General features: G+C 67.5%; 19 protein-coding genes. 6 read left to right on the forward strand and 13 right to left on the reverse strand.

Going from position 1 to position 18,695, the window contains the following annotated elements; all coding sequences use genetic code 11:
* Positions 1–58: 58 nt before the first annotated feature.
* Positions 59–595 carry a hypothetical protein gene (locus FHJ30_RS14990; protein ID WP_139030055.1) on the reverse strand — a complete coding sequence of 179 codons (537 nt, stop codon included), beginning with the start codon at positions 593–595 and terminating at the stop codon, positions 59–61.
* A gap of 155 nt (positions 596–750) precedes the next feature.
* On the opposite strand from FHJ30_RS14990, the gene FHJ30_RS14995 reads away from it, so the two are divergent.
* From FHJ30_RS14995 to FHJ30_RS21720, 3 genes are read left to right on the forward strand one after another with little or no spacing between them, the layout of a single operon-like run.
* On the forward strand, positions 751–1,041 hold the full coding sequence (locus FHJ30_RS14995; protein WP_139030056.1) for a hypothetical protein: 291 nt from the start codon (positions 751–753) through the stop codon (positions 1,039–1,041).
* 3 nt (positions 1,042–1,044) lie between these two features.
* Entirely contained in the window at positions 1,045–1,872 is an 828-nt protein-coding gene (locus tag FHJ30_RS15000; RefSeq protein WP_139030058.1) for a DUF1206 domain-containing protein, read from the forward strand.
* A gap of 28 nt (positions 1,873–1,900) precedes the next feature.
* On the forward strand, positions 1,901–3,175 hold the full coding sequence (locus FHJ30_RS21720; RefSeq protein ID WP_240793716.1) for an SRPBCC family protein: 1,275 nt from the start codon (positions 1,901–1,903) through the stop codon (positions 3,173–3,175).
* 91 nt (positions 3,176–3,266) lie between these two features.
* Here FHJ30_RS21720 and FHJ30_RS15015 read toward each other — a convergent pair whose 3' ends face one another.
* The 7 genes from FHJ30_RS15015 to FHJ30_RS15045 form a co-directional block, all read right to left on the reverse strand.
* On the reverse strand, positions 3,267–4,733 hold the full coding sequence (locus FHJ30_RS15015) for an FAD-dependent oxidoreductase (protein ID WP_139030059.1): 1,467 nt from the start codon (positions 4,731–4,733) through the stop codon (positions 3,267–3,269).
* A gap of 98 nt (positions 4,734–4,831) precedes the next feature.
* Positions 4,832–6,103: a uroporphyrinogen-III C-methyltransferase gene (gene cobA / locus FHJ30_RS15020; protein ID WP_139030061.1), complete on the reverse strand. Its 1,272-nt coding sequence runs from the start codon at positions 6,101–6,103 to the stop codon at positions 4,832–4,834.
* Between the two features lie 181 nt (positions 6,104–6,284).
* Positions 6,285–6,734, reverse strand: coding sequence for an SRPBCC family protein (locus FHJ30_RS15025; protein WP_139030062.1), 450 nt, complete (start codon positions 6,732–6,734; stop codon positions 6,285–6,287).
* A gap of 214 nt (positions 6,735–6,948) precedes the next feature.
* Entirely contained in the window at positions 6,949–7,896 is a 948-nt protein-coding gene (locus FHJ30_RS15030; RefSeq protein ID WP_139030064.1) for an ABC transporter permease, read from the reverse strand.
* The gene (locus FHJ30_RS15035) at positions 7,886–8,611 is read right to left on the reverse strand and encodes an ABC transporter ATP-binding protein (RefSeq protein ID WP_104998733.1); all 726 of its coding nucleotides are present in this window, start codon (positions 8,609–8,611) and stop codon (positions 7,886–7,888) included. Before FHJ30_RS15035 ends, FHJ30_RS15030 begins: the two co-directional genes overlap by 11 nt.
* A 27-nt stretch (positions 8,612–8,638) precedes the next feature.
* Positions 8,639–9,763, reverse strand: coding sequence for an ABC transporter substrate-binding protein (locus FHJ30_RS15040; RefSeq protein WP_139030199.1), 1,125 nt, complete (start codon positions 9,761–9,763; stop codon positions 8,639–8,641).
* Positions 9,764–9,911: 148 nt separating this feature from the next.
* The gene (locus FHJ30_RS15045) at positions 9,912–11,078 is read right to left on the reverse strand and encodes an RtcB family protein (protein WP_139030065.1); all 1,167 of its coding nucleotides are present in this window, start codon (positions 11,076–11,078) and stop codon (positions 9,912–9,914) included.
* 90 nt (positions 11,079–11,168) lie between these two features.
* Between FHJ30_RS15045 and FHJ30_RS15050 the strand changes: the two genes are divergently transcribed.
* Positions 11,169–11,606: an SRPBCC family protein gene (locus FHJ30_RS15050; RefSeq protein ID WP_139030067.1), complete on the forward strand. Its 438-nt coding sequence runs from the start codon at positions 11,169–11,171 to the stop codon at positions 11,604–11,606.
* A 90-nt stretch (positions 11,607–11,696) separates the two neighbouring features.
* Here the strand turns inward: FHJ30_RS15050 and FHJ30_RS15055 are convergent, their stop codons facing one another.
* Genes FHJ30_RS15055 through FHJ30_RS15075 form a run of 5 tightly spaced genes read right to left on the reverse strand, consistent with a single transcriptional unit; the run spans position 11,697 to position 17,519 of the window.
* Positions 11,697–13,103, reverse strand: a complete 1,407-nt coding sequence (locus tag FHJ30_RS15055; RefSeq protein WP_139030069.1) for a sulfate adenylyltransferase subunit 1 — start codon at positions 13,101–13,103, stop codon at positions 11,697–11,699.
* Entirely contained in the window at positions 13,103–14,047 is a 945-nt protein-coding gene (cysD, locus tag FHJ30_RS15060) for a sulfate adenylyltransferase subunit CysD (protein WP_120691969.1), read from the reverse strand. Before cysD ends, FHJ30_RS15055 begins: the two co-directional genes overlap by 1 nt.
* Positions 14,044–14,850: a phosphoadenylyl-sulfate reductase gene (locus FHJ30_RS15065; protein ID WP_228404105.1), complete on the reverse strand. Its 807-nt coding sequence runs from the start codon at positions 14,848–14,850 to the stop codon at positions 14,044–14,046. The genes cysD and FHJ30_RS15065 overlap by 4 nt, the downstream gene beginning before the upstream one ends.
* On the reverse strand, positions 14,850–16,595 hold the full coding sequence (locus tag FHJ30_RS15070; RefSeq protein WP_139030070.1) for a nitrite/sulfite reductase: 1,746 nt from the start codon (positions 16,593–16,595) through the stop codon (positions 14,850–14,852). Before FHJ30_RS15070 ends, FHJ30_RS15065 begins: the two co-directional genes overlap by 1 nt.
* Positions 16,596–16,649: 54 nt before the next feature.
* Positions 16,650–17,519 (reverse strand): sirohydrochlorin chelatase, encoded by an 870-nt coding sequence (locus FHJ30_RS15075; RefSeq protein WP_139030072.1) that lies wholly within the window; start codon positions 17,517–17,519, stop codon positions 16,650–16,652.
* Positions 17,520–17,579: 60 nt separating this feature from the next.
* Between FHJ30_RS15075 and FHJ30_RS15080 the strand changes: the two genes are divergently transcribed.
* Both FHJ30_RS15080 and FHJ30_RS15085 read left to right on the forward strand, forming a co-directional pair.
* Complete coding sequence (locus tag FHJ30_RS15080; protein ID WP_139030074.1) at positions 17,580–18,248, forward strand: trimeric intracellular cation channel family protein; 669 nt, start codon at positions 17,580–17,582, stop codon at positions 18,246–18,248.
* A 14-nt stretch (positions 18,249–18,262) separates the two neighbouring features.
* Positions 18,263–18,688, forward strand: a complete 426-nt coding sequence (locus FHJ30_RS15085) for a hypothetical protein (protein ID WP_139030076.1) — start codon at positions 18,263–18,265, stop codon at positions 18,686–18,688.
* The last annotated feature ends 7 nt before the right edge of the window (positions 18,689–18,695 follow it).

An 18,695-nucleotide genomic window follows, 5' to 3' on the forward strand; every position in this document is an offset into this window, starting at 1 on the left:
CAGGTGCCGGACCGTCGTCGTGCGTTGCCCCCTTACCCGCGGGCAGGCATCCGGCCTGCTAGGACCGCAGGCCCGCGAAGACGTTCTTGGGGCGCTGCATCTCGCCGTGCTTCGCGCCCAAAATGACCACCAGTCCGGCAAACGCGGGGATGACCCACTGGAGCACCTTCAGCTGCTGCTGGGCAGCCTTCAGCTCGTCAGAGGCATCCGGCCGGGGCTCCGTGGCACCCTCGGAGCCCTCACCCGCGAGCTTTTCCACCTTCTTGCCAAGGATGCCGGAATACAGGGTCACAGCGGCGCCCGCCACCGTCACCGCCGTCTTGATCACGGTGTCCCGGGCCACGCCCTCCTGCTTGGCGATGCGCTCCTTGTTCTCCCAGGCGATGGCCAGGTCCGCCACCAGGTGCGAGGCGAAGGCCGCCGTCTGGAACGGCGCCCACTTCATCCAGCCGGCGCTGGAGAGCCGGGTGCGCTCGGACGGATCCTTTGCCGCAGCCGCTGCACCGTTGAGGCCGATGGCGCCCATGAGCGACCCGCCAAACCAGGCCGCTGCCGTCAGATCGTGAACTGACCGGGCAATGAGATTTCCTGCCATGATGTGGATTCCTAACGTCGAAATGGTTCCGGGATGCCGCTCGTGCGGACTTCGCTTGCCGCGTCCCGCCAGGGTCTTGGCCCGCCCATGGTAAGCACACTTACTAATGTTACGAAAGCCCGTCTTTCCAGAGCGGAACGCGTAATATCGTCGCCATGGGAAACACAGGGACATTGTTCGGCTGGGCATTTGGGGACCCGGCCCGTGAAGACGAGAACGCATACGTAAAAGGCCTGCAGAACGAGGCACTGGGCAACGCCCGGGAGACGGCCAAGGCCAAGGGTGTGTCCGTGGTGCCGGACTCGCAGGTGTTCACGGTCCTGAGTGCGGACGACTCCCTGGTGGAACTGGACAACGCCCCCGGGAAGCTCGTGGTCCGCTGCACCGTCCACGTCGAGGGGCCGGGCGCCGAAAAGCTGCGGGCCGAAGGACCTATGAACGGCTGAGCCATGTCTGACGGGGAATCCACCATCAGCCAGGCCGCGGACGCCGTCGAGGAGGCCTCAAACCACAAAGTCCTGGACGTCCTGGCGCGCACGGGCTTCGCCGTGATGGCCCTGCTGCATGTGATCATCGGCGCCATTGCCATCGCCGTGGCCTTCGGCCAGCCTGGCGAGGCGGAACCTACCGGCGCCATCGAGCAGCTCGCCGCCAACGCCTGGGGCCCGGCCGTCATGTGGGCATGCGTGCTGGCCTGCTTCGGCCTGGGGCTGTGGCAGGCCAGCGAGGCAACCCTGCGGGCCCGCCGGCTTCCCCGCAAGGAACGGGTGTCCAAGCTCATTTCGTCCGGCTTCCTTGCCATCGCGTACAGCAGCGTGGGGTTCAGCTTCGCCGGGTTCGCGGTGGGCTTGCGCGGTGATTCCAGTGACAGCACCCGGGACTTCAGCGCTTCGCTGATGGCTACGCCGCTGGGGCTATGGACGCTGGTGGCCCTCGGCCTGACGATTGTCGGGATCGGCATCTACTTTGTGGTGAAAGGCGTGCGCCGGGGGTTCAAGGAAGAGCTGTACTACTTCGACGGCAGGCGGCGCGGCAGGTTGATCGACGGCCTGGGCATCGGCGGCCACATCGCCAAAGGCGTAGCCCTGGTCCTCACCGGACTGCTCTTCGTCATCGCCGCCGCCAAGCACGATCCGGACGAATCCACCGGCCTGGACGGCAGCCTCAAGGCCCTCCAGGACCATCCGTTCGGGCCCTACCTGCTGGTGGCCATCGGCGCCGGATTCATTGCCTATGGGATTTTCGCCCTTGTCCGCTCGCGGTTCGGACGCATGTAGTTCCGCCTTTTCGGGGTAGGAAGGAAGCATGACGGACCACCTGTTGAAGGACCAGCCAGCCACCGGCGGCGCGTTAAGCACGACGGCGGGCGGCGCGTTCGCCGGCCTGTTCCGCCTCCTCAAACTTGCCCGGCCGGACCGGCCAATCCATCCGGACGGGGTGGGCCTGGCCGGATTCCTGGTCCGGTCCGGAAGCCCGGGCAGCCCCGGCGAGCCGAGCGGGCTGGACTGGCTGGACGCGCCCGGCACGGACACCGTCGAGGCACGGTTTTCCCGTTCGGCCGGCCTGCCACAGGGACTTCCGGACATCCTGGGGCTAGCGCTGCGTGTGACCTCCTCGGGCGGTGCTGACGGCGACAATACTCCCGGCGGCCGCCCTGGCGGCGGAGCTACCGGCCCTGCCGACGTCCTCTTCGCGTCCACCGGCTGGCGGCTGCCCGGCAGGTTCCTGCTCCAGCCCAAGCTCGACGCAGCAAGCGCCACCCTGACCACCCTCATGCCGTACCGCGGCCTGAAAGGGCCGGTGCTGCTGGGCCTGCGGACGAAGCAGCTGCCGGACGGGTCCCTGGCGTCCGGGGAATGGGTGCTTGGCCTGTACTGGGCCAAGCCAACGGGGCCGTGGCGGCGGTGCGGCGAGCTGCGACTGCGGGCCGCCCCGGAACCGCGGGACACTCCCCTGCGCTTCGACCCCCTGGCCAACCGGCCGCCCGGAGCACAAACATACGCCTGGACGCGCCGCCTCCGGGAACGCTCCTACCTGGCGGCACAGCGGCCGGCTCCTGCCGCCGTCGTGCCCTCTCCCACCGCGGTCCCCGCTGCGGCGGGAACTCCTGCCCGCTCCGCCACCACAGAAAGGAACACCATGTCCACCGTGTCCCAGCTGTTCAACTCCCCCGCCGCCGATATCTGGAAAGTCATTGCCGACGGCTGGCTGTACTCCGGCTGGGTGGTAGGTGCCTCCCGGATCAGGGCTGTGGATGACACCTGGCCGCAGGCCGGCTCACGCCTGCACCACTCGGTGGGCGCGTGGCCGCTGGTGATCAACGACAGCACCCAGGTGACCGGCGTCGAACCCGGAAAATCCTTGGAACTGGTGGCCCGCGGCTGGCCCATGGGCGAAGCGAAGGTGGCCATAACGCTTGAGGACCGGGGCGATCAGTGCCTCGTGACCATCGCCGAGGACGCCATCCGCGGACCCGGGAAGCGGGTGCCCAAGGCGCTGCGTGACCCCGCGATTTCCGTCCGCAACCGCGAAACCCTCAAGCGGCTGGAACTCATGGCGGCCGGCGGGGCAGGAAGGTAGCACGGCCGGGTTAAAGCAAAAGGGCCACGTGCCCGTCCACCCCTGTTGGGATCGTACGGGCGCGTGGCCCCGCTGTTGAGTGGAGGAAGCCTTAGACCTGCGCGGCCACGCCGTCGCGGGAAATGTCCACCATGTCCTCGCGCGGCACCACCTTGATGCGCTCACGCTTGACCTCGACACCGTGCGAGCCGCCGGCTTCGGTGGCGGCTGCACCGAGGGCGAGTTCGTGGGCGTCCAGCGCCAGCCAGCCTTCCCAGCTGGTGAACTTCACGCCGCGGGCGTCGAGGAGTTCGACGACGGCCTCTTCCTGGGGCGTCTGCGCCACGGGAAGGTTTTCGCGGTCTTCCAGCAGGTAGGTCACGGTCTCCAGGGCGTCGCCCTTAGTGTGGCCGATCAGGCCGACAGGGCCGCGCTTGATCCAGCCGGTGGCGTAGATGCCCGGCACGTGGGCGCCGGATGCGTCCAGGACACGGCCGCCGTCATTCGGGATGACGCCCTTCTTGTGGTCGAACTCGATCTCCGGCAGGGCCGAGCCGAAGTAGCCGATGGCGCGGTACACGGCCTGGACCGGGTAGTCCACGAACTCGCCGGTACCGCGGGCGTTGCCCGTACCGTTCAGCTCGGTGCGCTCGAACCGCATGCCGGCAACCTTGCCCGGCGTCTCGGCGTCGTCATAGATCTCCACCGGGCTGTGCAGGAAGTGCAGGTGCAGGCGGCGGGAAGCCTTGAGCTCGGAGAGGTCCTCGGGCTGCTCGGCGATCCAGTTGGTGAGCGTGCCCACCATGGTCTTGGTCTGGTTGTTGCTCTGGATCTGGCGGTCCGATTCCTCGTCGAACTCGAAGTCCTCCGGGTACAGGATGATGTCCACGTCCTTGGAGTGGGACAGCTCGCGCAGCTCCAGCGGGGTGAACTTGACCTGCGCGGGACCGCGGCGGCCGAAGACGTGGACGTCTGTGACGGGCGAGGCCTTCAGGCCGGCATAGACGTTGTCCGGGATCTCGGAGACCAGCAGGTCGTCGGCGTGCTTGGACAGGACGCGGGCCACGTCCAGGGCCACGTTGCCGTTGCCGATCACGGCGATTTCCTTGGCGTCCAGCGGCCATTCGCGCGGGACGTCCGGGTGGCCGTCGTACCAGGACACGAAGTCCGCGCCGCCGAAGGAGCCTTCCAGCTCGATGCCGGGAATGTTCAGGTCCGCGTCCTTGATGGCGCCGGTGGCGAAGATGACGGCGTCGTAGTGGGTGCGGAGGTCCTCGATGGTGAGGTCGGTGCCGTAGTCCACGTTGCCGAAGAAGCGGATGTCGCCGCGGTCCAGGACCTTGTGCAGGGCGTTGACGATGCCCTTGATACGGGGGTGGTCCGGGGCCACGCCGTAGCGGATCAGGCCGTAGGGTGCCGGGTAGCGGTCAAAGAGGTCGATGCTCACGGTCAGCTCGCCGTTCTTGACGGCTTCGCTCTTGGTGAGGATGTCCGCGGCGTAGACGCCGGCCGGGCCGGAGCCCACGACGGCGACGCGCAGCGGGCGTTCGGCAGAACCTACGGTGGTGCTTGATGACACGGCTGTGTTCCTTTTCTTCGTTCCCTCCCAACCAGGTAGCACAAAGTGTCGTTATGAGGGGTCAAAACGACACTTGGCGCTACCTGGTTGGGTGGGGGCTAGGTTGTGAGGACTCGGGGCTTGCTGGTGCGGGGGCTGTTCGGGGTGGTGGTGCTGTAGTCAGCGGTTTTGAAGTGCGACGGCGCGAAGGGGCTCACGCGCACCACGTCACCGATGACAATCACTGCGGGATTTGCGACGCCGGCAGCTTCCGCCTGGTCGGCAATGGAACCGAGCGTGCCAATCGTCACGCGCTGGTCCGGCAAATAGCCGTTTTCAACGATACCAACTGGAGTGTTTTCAGGCAGGCCGGCTTTGCCCAGGGCGGACGCCGACTCGCGCAACTGTCCCACACCCATAAGCAGGACGATCGTATGGTCGGGGCGGGCCGGGACCTCGGAGAGTTCCTCGTGGCCGGTGACCACGCTGAAGCCCTTGGCCAAACCGCGGTGCGTCACCGGAATGCCGGCGGCGGCGGGAACGGAGATCGCCGACGTGACGCCGGAAACCACTTCCACCTCGACGCCGTGCTGGCGGCAGTACTCGGCTTCCTCGCCGCCGCGGCCCAGGACGTAGGGGTCGCCGCCCTTGAGCCGGACCACGCGGTGGCCGTTTTGAGCTTCCTCTACCAGGATGCGGTTGATCTCCGCCTGCGGCACCGGGTGGTGGCCGGGGGTCTTGCCGACTTCGATGACGCGGACGTCCGGAGCCAGCTCGCTGAGGAGTTCGCGGGGGCCCAGGCGGTCTGCAACCACTACGTCGGCCTGGCCCAGGAGGCGGCGGCCACGGACGGTGATCAGGCCGGTATCGCCAGGGCCGCCGCCGACGAGGGCCACGGAACCGCGGTGGGCGCGGCGGCGGCGCAACGGGAGGTCGCCCGTTTCGAGGGCGGTAGCAACGGCGTCGCGCACTGCCATGGCGCGGCGCGGGTCTCCGCCGGCGTTCACGGCGATCTTGACATCGTCCACCTCGGCAACTGCGGGGGTCCAGGCTGCGGAGGCTTCATGGTCGGAGGCGTTGACGCACCAGATGCGCTGCGCCTCGGCGTCCTTTGAGACTTGGGCGTCCACGGTTGAGTCGCCGGTGGCGGTCTGGACGAACCAGGCGCCGTCGACGTCGGACGGACGGTAGGTTCGCTGCTCCCAGGTGAGGAGGCCGGCGTCGGCCAGTTCCCGGAGCGCGTCAGAGGCAACGGGAGCCACGACGGTGACTACTGCACCGGCGTCGAGCAGGCCCTTGGCGCGGCGGGCCGCAACGGGGCCGCCGCCCACCACCAGCACGGGGCGGCCAAGCAGCCGCAGCGCCGTGGGGTAGATATCCTGAATTGCCATGAATCAACGGTAGGGCCGCGTCACAATCGCCCACAAAGGCCGAGCAACACCAGTTCACGCAAGGTAACGCTGCGTCACAAAGGCGGGAGGCCGCCGTCGTCCGCCATTGTGGGGCACATTGCCGGGCTTCCGGGCCGGACCGGCCTCAGTCCCCGGCGCGTCCGTGTCAAAGTGCCCTGGTTCAGCTGCTGATGCTGGCGAGGAACCGGCCGCGGTCCCGGATGAGCCGCTGCAGATACGGACGCAGGACCAGCATCTCTGCGGCGCGGCCAAGGAGCCCGAACGGCGCGCTGAACTCCACCCTGTCCGTCATGATGCTGCCTCCGGGGGCGGGCTCGAACTCATGCACGTGGCGGAAGGACCTGAACGGGCCGCGGACTTGCTCATCCGTGAAACTCCGGGGGAAGTCGACGGCAGTGACGCGGCTGGTCATGGTCAAGGGCAGGCCGAAGTGGCGCGCTCGCCAGGTGACCTCCTGCCCTTGGCCGATCAGCCCGCTCGTCACACCGGCCACCGCCCGCTCCCGCGAGCCTTTCTGGGAATCCACATGGAGATCGATGCTGCGGGCCAGGTCGAACAGCCGCTCCGGCGGGAGGGTGCTTTGGGTGCGGCACACGAGGCTGGCGGTCATGGGGCCAGTCTTTCACTCAGTCCCGGCTTCCGGGGCCTGGGTTCCCGGGTGCTGGCGTAACTGCGTAACTTTTGAGCCTGGCACAGGACCTTGCCAGCGGAATCACGCGGCGTGCGTGGCGCCGGGCGGGTAAAAGTTACGCCTTTGGGTCGCCAAGGAACAGCAAAGCCCGACGGCGGGAGGTCGCCGTCGGGCTTAGCAAGAGTTGTGTGGGCTACCGGGTGCTGCCTGCCAGGAGTCCGCGGCTGCGGAGGAGCCGCTTCTCGATGGGCCCGAACACCAGCAGTTCAATCAGGATGCCGACGGCGAGGATCAGGAGGATTGCGGACATCACCACGGTCATGTCGGACAGGATGCGGCCCTGGTCCAGCAGCGAGCCCAGGCCGAATCCGATGGTGCCTCCCACGGCGATGATTTCCGCCGCCATGAGTGAACGCCAGGAGAAGGCCCAGCCCTGCTTCAGGCCGCCGAGGTATCCGGGAAGGGCGGCGGGAAGGATGATCTGCAGCGCCATCTCCAGCCGGGAGGCGCCCAAAACAGTCCCAACCCGCCGGTACTGCGGCGGGATCTGGTCCACGCCGGAGATCAGTCCGTTGATGATGGAGGGGATGGCGCCCATGAACACCACGAAGTACACGGTGGCGTCGGTGAGGCCGAACCAGATGATGGCTGCCGGTACCCATGCGACGGACGGCAGGACCTGCAGGCCGGAAATCAGCGGGCCGAACGCGCGGCGGAGCGGGGCCACCTGGGCCAGCAGCAGGCCCACCGGTGTGGCGATGGCCACGGAAATCAGGAAGCCCACCAGCCCCCGCTGCAGCGAGGTCCACACCGCTTCCTGGAGCTTGCCTTCACCCCAAAGGACACCCACCTGCGCTGCGACGTCCAGAGGGCCCGGCACAAGGTCGCGCCGTTTCAGGCCGAGCGAGACGTAGAACTGCCAGGCCAGCACCAGCACCACCAGGGCGGCGATGGGCAGCAGGATCCGGCTCCAGTCGATCCGGTGCTTGCGCGCGGCGTCGGACTGCAGCGAGTCCAGCCCGGACTCGAGTTCGCGCAGGTCCTCGGTGCCGGTGGAGGTCCTCGTCAGGGCGGCGTGGATGTGGCGCGGCTCGGCCGGTTCGGCGGACGCTTCGGCAAGAGGCGTGGGGTTATTTGGCATGGCGGCGAATCTCCTCACGCAGCCGGGCGGTGATGACGCCGGTCAGCTGGCCGGCGAGCCCGGCGTCGGTTCGGTGTTCCTCGGTGACGGCCCATTCCTGGACCACCCGGCCGGGGCGCGAGGACAGCAGCAGCACGCGCTGGCCCAGCCGGACGGCCTCGCGGACGTTGTGGGTCACGAAGACGATGGTGCGCCCGGTTTCCTTCCAGATCCGCTCCAGTTCGTCGTGCAGCAGGTCGCGGGTGATGGCGTCGAGGGCGGCGAAGGGCTCATCCATGAGCAGCAGCTGCCGGTCCTGGGCGAGCGACCGCGCCAGGGAAACGCGCTGCCGCATGCCGCCGGAGAGCTCGTGCGGTCGCTTGTCCCCCGCTGAACCCAGATGCACCAGTTCCAGGAGTTCCTGGGCCTTGGCCTTGCGCTCGGCCTTGCCCACGCCGCGGAGTTTCAGGGCCAGCTCGATGTTTTCCCGGGCGGTCAGCCAGGGGAACAGGGCGGCGTCCTGGAACATGAAGGCGGCGCCGTCGCTGGGCACTTCCAGGGCGCCCGACGACGGCGGCTCCAGTCCCGCGATGATGTTCAGCAGGGTGGATTTGCCGCAGCCGGACGCACCGAGGAGGGCAACGAACTCGCCCTTCCCGATGGTGGCGTTGACGTCGTCCAGTACCGGGGCGCCGTCGCCAAAGCGCTTGCCCAGGTGTTCCAGTACGACTGGCATGGTGCGTCCTTAGGTTGGTGGGTGGGATCAGTCCTGGCCGAGGCCGGCTGCTGAAATCTTGCTTGCTGAGACCCCGTTGAGCGGACGCAGGTCGAAGAGCCCGTTGATGTCGGCCTGCTTGGTGGTGCCGGCCTCGACGCCGTCCTGCAGCAGCCGCGGGTAGCTTCCGGCCAGCGGGTCCAGCGTGTAGGTGATGTTGGCCAGGGACCGGGCCAGGACGTCCTCGGCCAGGGTTGCGCCCGCGGATTCCTGGAGGGCCGAGTTGATGACGGACGCCTTTTCCGCTGCCGGGGCCTCGTTCAGCCAGGCCACCGACTTCGCGTGGCCGGCCAGGAGTGCTTTGACGGTGTCCGGGTGGTCCGCGGCGAACTTCTGGTTCACAATCAGCACCGTGGTGGGGAACTCGCCCGGCTTCCCGGTGCCCGCCCCGTCCCACAGGTCCTTCTCGTCCACCAGCACCTTGGCTCCGGCCTGGAGCACCAGGCGTGACGCCCACGGCTCAGGCAACCACGCGCCGTCCAGCTTTCCGTCCTGGAAGAGCTTGAGTGTCTGCGCGTTTTCCGTGGGGTTGATGGCGACGTCGCCGCTGCCGTCCACGTTCGTCTTGTAGCCCTGGTCAGCAAGCCAGGCGCGGAGGGCCACGTCCTGGGTGCCGCCCAACTGCGGGGAGGCGAGGGTCTTGCCCTTGAGATCGGTGGAGGAGTTGATCTCCGGCTTGACCACCAGCTGGGCGCCGCCCGCGGCAGCGCCGGCGATGATCCTGACGGACTCGCCCCGGCTCTTGACGAAGGAGTTGATGGCCGGGTTGGGTCCGATGTAGGCGGCGTCGATGGCTCCGGCGTTCAACGCCTCGATGGCCGCCGGCCCGGCATTGAAGGTTTCGGTGCTGAGCGAGGTGCTGCCCAGGGCCTCGGCCAGGAACCCCTGCTTAATGCCCACCAGCGCCGGGGCGTGGGTGACATTGCCGAAGTAGCCCAGCTTCAGTTCAGCGGCGGGGCTCGGTTCAGTGGCCTGCGCCTCTGTGTTCCGCGAAACGGTGGACGCCACCACCGCCCCGACGGCGATCAGCAGGACCAGTCCGATGGCCAGGGCAGCCTCGACGGCACGCTTGCGCTGGGGTGCCGCGCTTTCGCCTGCCACGATGCGGGTCATCCCGGGCTTGGAACTAGTCATTGTTTCACCATAGGGAGTGGCCCAAACCCGTTCAATGAAGCCTAAACGGGGGGTCACGCAGGTTCATCTAGCGTCATATTCGAAACGCGCGGATGCTGCTGTTAAGCGTCAGCCCGTCTTGGGCCGCTCAGTTGCCCTTGACGTTGATGAGCTGCCGCAGTTTGTGCCGGACGGACACCAGGTCCGCCGCGTCCTGCATGACGACGTCGATGGGTTTGTAGGCTGCCGGAATCTCGTCGATGAAGGCCTCCGAGGCCCGGAACTCAATCCCGCGCATGGCCTTCTTCAGCTCCTCCAGGGAGAAGGCCTTGCGCGCGGCGTTGCGGGAGTACTCACGGCCGGCACCGTGCGGCGAGGAGTTCAGCGACTCGGGGTTGCCGCGGCCTGCCACAACGTACGACGCCGTCCCCATGGACCCCGGAATGAGTCCAGGATCGCCGGGCTCGGCTTTGATGGCGCCCTTGCGGGACACCCACACCGACTTGCCGTAGTGCGTCTCCCGCTGGGTGAAGTTGTGGTGGCAGTTGATCCGCTCCAGCTCGCGCACGCGTCCGCCCACCCAGTGGCCGAACTGGGTGGCAACGCGGTCCATCATCTCCTCGCGGTTCAGGAGGGCGAAGTGCTGGGCCCAGCGCAGCTCCGCAATGTACCTCTCGAACTGGGGCGTGCCCTCTTCAAGGTAGGCGAGGTCCGGATCAGGGAGGTGGATCCTGCTTTTCGTCGCCACGCGCTGGGCGACGCCGATGTGGTGCTGGGCGATCTTGTTGCCGACGCCGCGCGAGCCGGAGTGCAGGAAGAGCCAGACTGCGTCGGATTCGTCGGCGCAGACCTCGATGAAGTGGTTGCCGGAGCCCAGGGAACCCAGCTGCAGCTCCCATTTTTCGACGTACTGGCCGGGGTTGAAGCCGGCCTTCGCGGCCTGCCTCTTCAGCTCGGCGATCCGGGGTTCCGCTGTGGGGACGACGTTCCTGTTGTTGTGGCCGGCGGAGAGCGGGATGGCACGCTCGATGTCCTCACGCAGCTTCTTCCGGTCCTTCGGGAGATCCTTGAGGGCGTACTGGGTCCGGACGGCGATCATGCCGCACCCGATGTCCACCCCCACCGCCGCCGGGATGATGGCATGCAGCGTGGGGATGACCGAGCCCACCGTTGCGCCCTTGCCCAGGTGGGCGTCGGGCATCAGCGCGAGATGCGGATAGATGAAGGGGAGCTGCGAGGTCATCACGGCCTGCTCGCGGGTCTTCTCATCCAGGATGGACGCCCAGTTCAGGAGCTTCGGGCTGATGGCTTCCATGCTTCCCCTCCCGCTGCCGGATCCGGACTAACGTGGATTCAAGGCTACTCCCGCAATCAGACGAACCCGCCGCTGCAAGGAGACGCAACCATGGTGAATGTGCAGACCCAGATCCACATCAACAGGCCGCGGGCCGAGGTGGCGGAGTACGCCGCCAATCCGGACAACGCACCGCAATGGTATGTGAACATCCACAGTTCGCAGCGGCTGACCAGCGGCCCGGTAGCCGCCGGGTCCAGGGTGGCTTTCACCGCGAAGTTCCTGGGCCGGGAGCTGAGCTACACCTATGAGTTCGTGGACTATGTCCCCGGCGAGAAGCTGGTGATGCGGACAGCCCAGGGCCCCTTCCCCATGCAGACCACCTACACGTGGACGGACGACGACGGCGGCACGCGCATGAGCCTCGGCAACACCGGGAGCCCCTCAGGTTTCTCGCGGCTGGCAGCGCTCTTTATGGCGCCGATGATCCGGCGGGAGACCCGGAAGGACCTGCGGAAGCTCAAGTCGATCCTCGAGGGCGGGCACTAACGCAGCCGTTAACCACGAAATCGCCGGAACGCTGCGGGAACGCCGTATCTCTACGGCGGCCTCACGCTGTTCTGGCGATTCCGGCGAAAACTAGATGCTGTAGCGCTCGTCCTCGTGGTCGCCCGGGTGGTCCTTGACCAGTCCGGCGGCCAGCGTGTTGCCGTCCAGCGGATCGATCACCAGGAACGCGCCGGTGCGGCGGTGGTGCAGGTAGTTCTCCAGCGGCAGCGGCGCGGCGAGCCGGAGCTGCGCGTTGCCGATATCGTTCAGTTCCAGGGTGGACGCCGGTTCCAGCTTGAAGGAGGCAAGGTCCAGTTTGCCGCCAACGTTGCGGACCAGCGCCTGGACCGTGCGGGTGCCGTGCTTCACCAGCACCTTCTGGCCTTCGCGCAGCGGCTTCGGGGACAGCCAGCACAGCGACGCGTACAGGTCGGCCGAGGCTTCGCGGACGGTCCCGGCGGCGGCGATGGTGTCACCGCGGGCGACGTCGAATTCCTCAGCCAGGCGGATGGCCACGGACTGCGGGGCTGCGGCTTCCTCCAGCGAGGCGCCTGCGAAGTCGATGCCCACCACGGTGGTGGTGCGCGGGTCCTGGCCGGGGGTCAGGACGGAGACCTTGTCCCCCACCTTGACCGAGCCCTCGGTGATCTGGCCGGCGTACGCGCGGTAGTCACGGTAGGCCTCCACGTCCAGGCCGGCAGCCACGGCGTCCGTAGCCAGTGCGCCCTGCGGCCGGATGACCAGCTGGACGGGGAAGCGGAAGCTCTCCAGGTGGCTTTCCAGTTCGTCGGCTGCAGGGAGGGTTTCGAGGACCTCGAGGAGCGCAGGTCCGGTGTACCAAGGGGTGCGCTCGGAGCGCTCCACCACGTTGTCGCCGTCCAGCGCGGAAACGGGAACCACCAGCAGATCCGTAATCCCATCAGAACCGAGGCCCAATTCGCGGCCCACCTGCTGCACGTCGGCTTCGATCTCGCGGAACACGGACTCGCTGAAATCAACGAGGTCGATCTTGTTCACGGCCACGATCACGTGCGCCACGCGGAGCAGCTGCAGCACGGACAGGTGGCGGCGGGTCTGCTCCAGCACGCCCTTCCGGGCGTCAATGAGGACGACGACGGCGTCCGCAGTGGACGCGCCGGTCACCGTGTTCTTGGTGTACTGAACGTGCCCGGGGCAGTCGGCCAGAATGAAGCTGCGGCGGTCGGTGGCGAAGTAGCGGTAGGCCACGTCGATGGTAATGCCCTGCTCGCGCTCGGCACGCAGGCCGTCGGTCAGCAGGGCCAGGTCGATCCCGCCCTTCTCCCCGCCAAAGCCGCGGTCGGCCGAAGTCCGTGCAACGGCGTCGAGCGTGTCAGCCAGGATCGCCTTGGAATCGTGAAGGAGGCGGCCCACCAAAGTGGACTTGCCGTCGTCGACCGATCCTGCGGTGGCGAACCGGAACAAAGTGGTGGGCAGGGCTGTTTCCAGGTCCGCCGGGAGAACTGCTTCGGTGGTCATTAGAAATACCCGTCCTTCTTGCGGTCTTCCATGGCGGCCTCGGAGATGCGGTCATCCGCACGGGTGGCGCCACGCTCGGTGAGGGTGGAGGCGGCAACTTCAACCACGACGTCGGACACGGTGTATGCGTCCGACTCCACGGCGCCGGTGCAGGACATGTCCCCCACCGTGCGGTAGCGGACAGTCTTGGTAATGACTTCCTCGTGCGGCAGCGGCTGGGAGACTTCACCGACTGCGCGCCACATGCCGTCGCGGGCGAAGACCTCGCGCTCGTGGGCGTAGTACAGGCCGGGCAGCTCGATGTTCTCGCGTTCGATGTAGCGCCAGATGTCCAGCTCGGTCCAGTTGCTGATGGGGAACGCGCGGACGTGCTGGCCCACGGTGTGGCGGCCGTTGTAGAGGTTCCACAGCTCGGGGCGCTGGTTGCGCGGGTCCCACTGGCCGAACTCGTCGCGCAGGCTCAGGATGCGCTCCTTGGCGCGGGCCTTGTCCTCGTCGCGGCGTCCGCCGCCGAAGACGGCGTCGAACTTGTTCTGCTGGATGGCGTCCAGCAGCGGGACGGTCTGGAGCGGGTTGCGGGTGCCGTCGGCGCGCTCGGCGAGCTCACCGCGGTCGATGAACTCCTGCACGGAGCCCACCACAAGCTTCAGGCCCAGGCGCTCCACGGTGCGGTCGCGGAAGTCGATGACCTCGGGGAAGTTGTGGCCGGTGTCCACGTGGAGCACGGGGAACGGAACCTTGCCCGGCCAGAACGCCTTGGTGGCCAGGTGCAGCATCACCACGGAGTCCTTGCCGCCGGAGAACAGCAGCGCAGGCTTCTCAAACTCGGCAACAACCTCGCGGATGATGTGGATGGCCTCGGACTCGAGGGTGTCCAGGCTGGAGAGTCGGGTTGAGACGGCGGACTCAGTCACCTGGGTCTCCTCGGTTAGTGAAGTGCTCATACGTGTAGTCCGCATTCTGTCTTGTCGGTGCCTGCCCAGCGGCCGGCTCGGGGGTCGTCGCCGGGCGCTACCTTGCGGGTGCAGGGCTGGCAGCCGATGGAGGGGTAACCCTGGGAAAGCAGCGGGTTGACGGGCAGGAGGTTGTCGTCGGAGTACTGGACCAGCTGGTCGAACGTCCACGCGGCCATAGGGTTGACCTTGACCAGGCCGTTCTTCTCGTCCCAGCCCACCAGCGGGGTGTTGGTGCGGGTGGGCGCTTCGTCGCGGCGGACGCCGGTGAACCAGAGTTCGTAGCCGGCAAGGGTGCGCTGCAGCGGGGCCACCTTGCGGAGGGCGCAGCACTGGGCTGCGTCGCGGGCAAAGAGGTCCTTGCCCAGCAGCCGGTCCTGCTGCTCCACGGTGTTCTCCGGGAGCACGTCCACCACGTTCACGCGGAGGTTCGCGGCCACCTCGTCACGCGTGGCGTAGGTTTCCGGGAAGTGGTAGCCGGTCTCCAGGAACAGGACGTCGACGCCGGGCATCTGGTCAGCCACCAGCGCCGGCAGGACGGCGTCGGCCATGGAGCAGGCGACGGCGACGGCGGGGAGCTCGAAGTTGCGCTCCACCCAAGCGATCACGTCGCGGGCCGGGGCGTCCCAGCCGAGCTCGGCAGCGCCGGCCTCGGCCAGCGCCTTCAGTTCTTCCTTGGAGCGGAGTTTGGGGGCTGCAGGTTCAGCAACAGCGGTTGCCGCCGTGGCCTCCACCTGTGCAGCGGCTTCTGCCGGCGCAACTACCGGGTCCACTCCGAGTGCATGCTTGCTCATTACTGGAGTGCCTCCTCGTCTGCTGCGTGGGCCCATTCGGCGAAGGTCTGGCCTTCGGCACGCTGGGCCACGAAGGTGCGGACGACGCGCTCAACGTAGTCGGGCAGGTCATCGACGTAGACCTTGAGGCCGCGGACGGTGCGTCCCAGCCCTGCTTCCTCGCGTTCGTTGGAAGCCAGCCCGCCGCCCAGGTGGACCTGGAAGCCCGGGGAGGGATCGCCGTCGGGCGTTGGAAGCATCATGCCCTTCAGGCCGATGTCCGCCGTCTGGATGCGGGCGCAGGAGTTGGGGCAGCCGTTGATGTGCAGGGACAGCGCGTGCGGCAGTTCGCCGGACTCCGCCAGATCCGCCAGGCGTCGCTCCAGTTCGGCCACTGCCGTGGCGGCCGTGTGCTTGGTCTCCACGATGGCCAGCTTGCAGTACTCGATGCCGGTGCAGGCGATGGTGCCGCGGCGGAACACCGACGGACGGGCGGACAGGCCCAGCGCGTCCAGTTCGGCCACGAGCGGCTCAACCTGGTCCTTCTCGACGTCCAGCACAACGAGCTTCTGGTGCGGCGTGGTGCGCAGCCGGTAGGAGCCGCGGGCCTCGAGGGTGTCCGCGAGCTTCACCAGCGCGGCGCCGGACAGTCGGCCGGCCAGCGGCGTGGCGCCGATGAAGAACTTCCCGTCCTTCTGCTCGTGCACGCCGATGTGGTCACCGGGGGTGGTGGGCTTGGGCGCGGCAGGACCGTCGGCCAGCTTGTAGCCGAGGTATTCGTCCTCGAGGATCTGGCGGAACTTCTCCGGACCCCAGTCGGCCATCAGGAACTTCAGGCGGGCCTTGGTGCGCATGCGCCGGTAGCCGTAATCGCGGAAGATGCTGGTGACGCCGAGCCACACGTCCGCGGCCTGTTCCGGCTTCACGAAGGCGCCCAGGCGCTTGCCGAGCATCGGGTTGGTGGACAGCGCACCGCCGGCCCAGAGGTCATAGCCAATCCCGAGTTCCGGGTGGCGGACACCCACCAGCGCGAAGTCGTTGATCTCATGGACCACGTCCTGGCTGGGGTGTCCGGTGATTGCGGTCTTGTATTTGCGCGGCAGGTTGGACAGCAGCGGGTTCCCGATGAACCGCTCCCCCAGCTCCTCGATCAGCGGGGTGGGGTCGATGATCTCGTCCTTGGCGATGCCTGCCACGGGCGAACCCAGGATCACGCGGGGAACGTCGCCGCAGGCCTCGGTGGTGGACAGGCCGACACCTTCCAGGCGGGTCCAGATCTCGGGGATGTCCTCCACGCGGATCCAGTGGAGCTGGATGTTCTGGCGGTCGGTGAGGTCGGCGGAGTCGCGGGCGAAGTCAACGGAGATCTGGCCGATAACGCGCAGCTGCTCGGTGGTGAGGGCGCCGCCGTCGATGCGGACGCGCAGCATGAAATACTTGTCTTCGAGCTCGTGGGGCTCAAGGGTTGCGGTCTTGCCGCCGTCGATCCCGGGCTTGCGCTGGGTGTAGAGGCCCCACCAGCGGAACCGGCCGTGGAGGTCCTGGCCGGGGATGGCGTCGAAGCCTTCCTTGGAGTAGATGGTCTCGATACGCTCGCGCACGTTGAGGCCGTCGTCTTCCTGTTTCCAGGTTTCGTTGGCGTTAAGGGGCGTTTTGCCGTCCACTTTCCACTGCCCGTGCGGCTTCGCGGCGGGGCGGGACGTGCGGGCCGGGCGCTTGGAGGCAGCGGAGTCCGCGGACGCTCCGGCTAGAGCTGTATCAGTCATGCATCGACTGTAGGTCCCGCCCGAAGAGCGTCACAAAGGCCCGGAAACGCTAAGTCACCTAGGGAAATATTTCGTCACGAAACGCCGGACGGCCTTGAAGAAGCCACCCTCCTGTGTTTCGGGCTCCGGTCCTGCGGGGGCTGCGGCGGCGGGCGCTGCGCGTTCAACCTCAGGCGCTTTGGCAGGCGTTTCCTTCATTTTTGCGACGGCGGCGTCGTACCGTTCCAGCGCGATCTCGGCGAGCACGGGGGACGGCAGCAGGGGTTCGGTGACAACGTCGGCGCCGGCCTTGGCGAGCTGGTCGTGGAAGTAGCCCGGCGCCAGGAGGTAGGAGGCAATCACCACACGCCCGCCGACGTCGACAGCCCCGGCGGACTCCCCCGCGCCGGCACCGCCTTCCAGTTCCTCGCGAAGCATTGCGACGGCGTCGGGCACTGAAGGCTTGGCCGAGGCCCCGTAGGCGGCCACCATCCGGTTGGACCGGAGCTGCTGCAACTGGCCCAGGAGCTCCTCGACGCTCTTGGCCGCGTTGGGATTGGACGAGCCCGCGGCAGCCAGGACGATCACATCATTGTCCGTGACGCCGGCTTCCCGCAGCCGCTGGTCCAGCAGCTCTGCCAGGCGCGGATCCGGCCCCAGCGGGGCAGCCGCGGCACTTCCCGGCCGGCTCTTCACAGCCCTCGCGATGTCCACCTTCACGTGGTAGCCCACGCTGAGCAGCAGCGGAACCACGACGGCGGATTCCCCCTCGGGCAGGCCCGCCACCACGTCCACCAGATCCGGCTGCTGGACGTCCACATAGGCTTCCCGGACATCGAGGCCCGGGCGCAGCGCGGCAATGGCATCCCGGAGGGCGTTGACCTCCGCGGCACCTTGTGTGTTGGACGTCCCATGGGCGCAGGCGATCATGATGGGGCTGTTCATAGGGGCTAGCGTAACGTTGGAGCCGCTCTGTCCGCCCTCTTTAAACCGCCGGGACGCTCCATGACATTCCCTTTTGACATCGCCCTGGTATGGCTGGACCTGGCCGGCGTCTTCTTCTTCGCCGTGTCCGGGTCGTTGCTGGCGGCCCGGAAGCAGTTCGACATTGTGGGCTCGCTCCTGCTTGCCTCGCTGGTGTCCCTCGGCGGGGGCGTGATCAGGGACATCATCCTCGCCGTCATCCCGGCCGCGTTCACCAACCCCGCCTACCTGGTCCCGCCGGTGCTGGCCACGGTCCTGGTGTACTTCCTGTTCCCGGCTTTCCAGCGCTTCACGTCGCTGCTGGTCCTGTTCGACGCCGGCGGGCTGGCCCTCTTCTGCATCACCGGCACGCTGAAGGCGCTCAGCTTTGGCGTGAACCCCCTGGCCGCAGTCCTGCTGGGCGTCACCACTGCGGTGGGCGGCGGGCTGCTCCGGGACATCACGGCCAACGAGGTGCCGCAGCTGTTCAACCCTGCCGACCTGTACGCCGTACCCGCATTCTGTGGAGCCGCGCTGACCGGCGTGCTCTGGGTGACCGGGACCTTCAATGCGCTCACCGCCTGCGCCGTTGCCGCGGTCGTGTTTGCCTTCCGGGTGTTGGGCTGGCGGCGGTCCTGGCGCATCCCGCTGGCCGTCCACGGCTGGCACCGGACCGGGGCTGGCAGCGGCGAACCGCAGGGCCGCGATTAGCTAGGATATGAAGCATGACTGACATGTTCCTCGAGAAGTTCCGTGCGCTTGTTCCGAAGTATCTCGAGGATGAATGGCAGGAAGAGGACGGGCTGTCCCCCGAAGAGCTGGACAAGGCCCTGGCCGACCACCAGTTCCAGATTCCCCTGGTCCTCCGCGAGTTCTACCTGGCCCTTGGTGGCTGCGAGGACCTGATGGAGGCCTACCACTACTTCTGGGATCCGGACGAGCTCGAAGTCGACGACGAGGGCTTCCTGATGTTCCTCGAGGACGAGGAAGAGGAGTACACCTGGGGCTTCCGCGTAGGCGATCTCAGTGTCCCGGACCCCATCGTGTACCGGCGCAACAACGCCCGCGGCCAGTGGAAGTCCGAGGAAGGCACCTTCTCGGAGTTCGTGTTCGACATGTTCGAATGGGCCTTCGAGGACGACGAAGACTAGGGTTCCC

The organism is Arthrobacter sp. BB-1 (assembly GCF_006151685.1).
Lineage (GTDB): Bacteria > Actinomycetota > Actinomycetes > Actinomycetales > Micrococcaceae > Arthrobacter.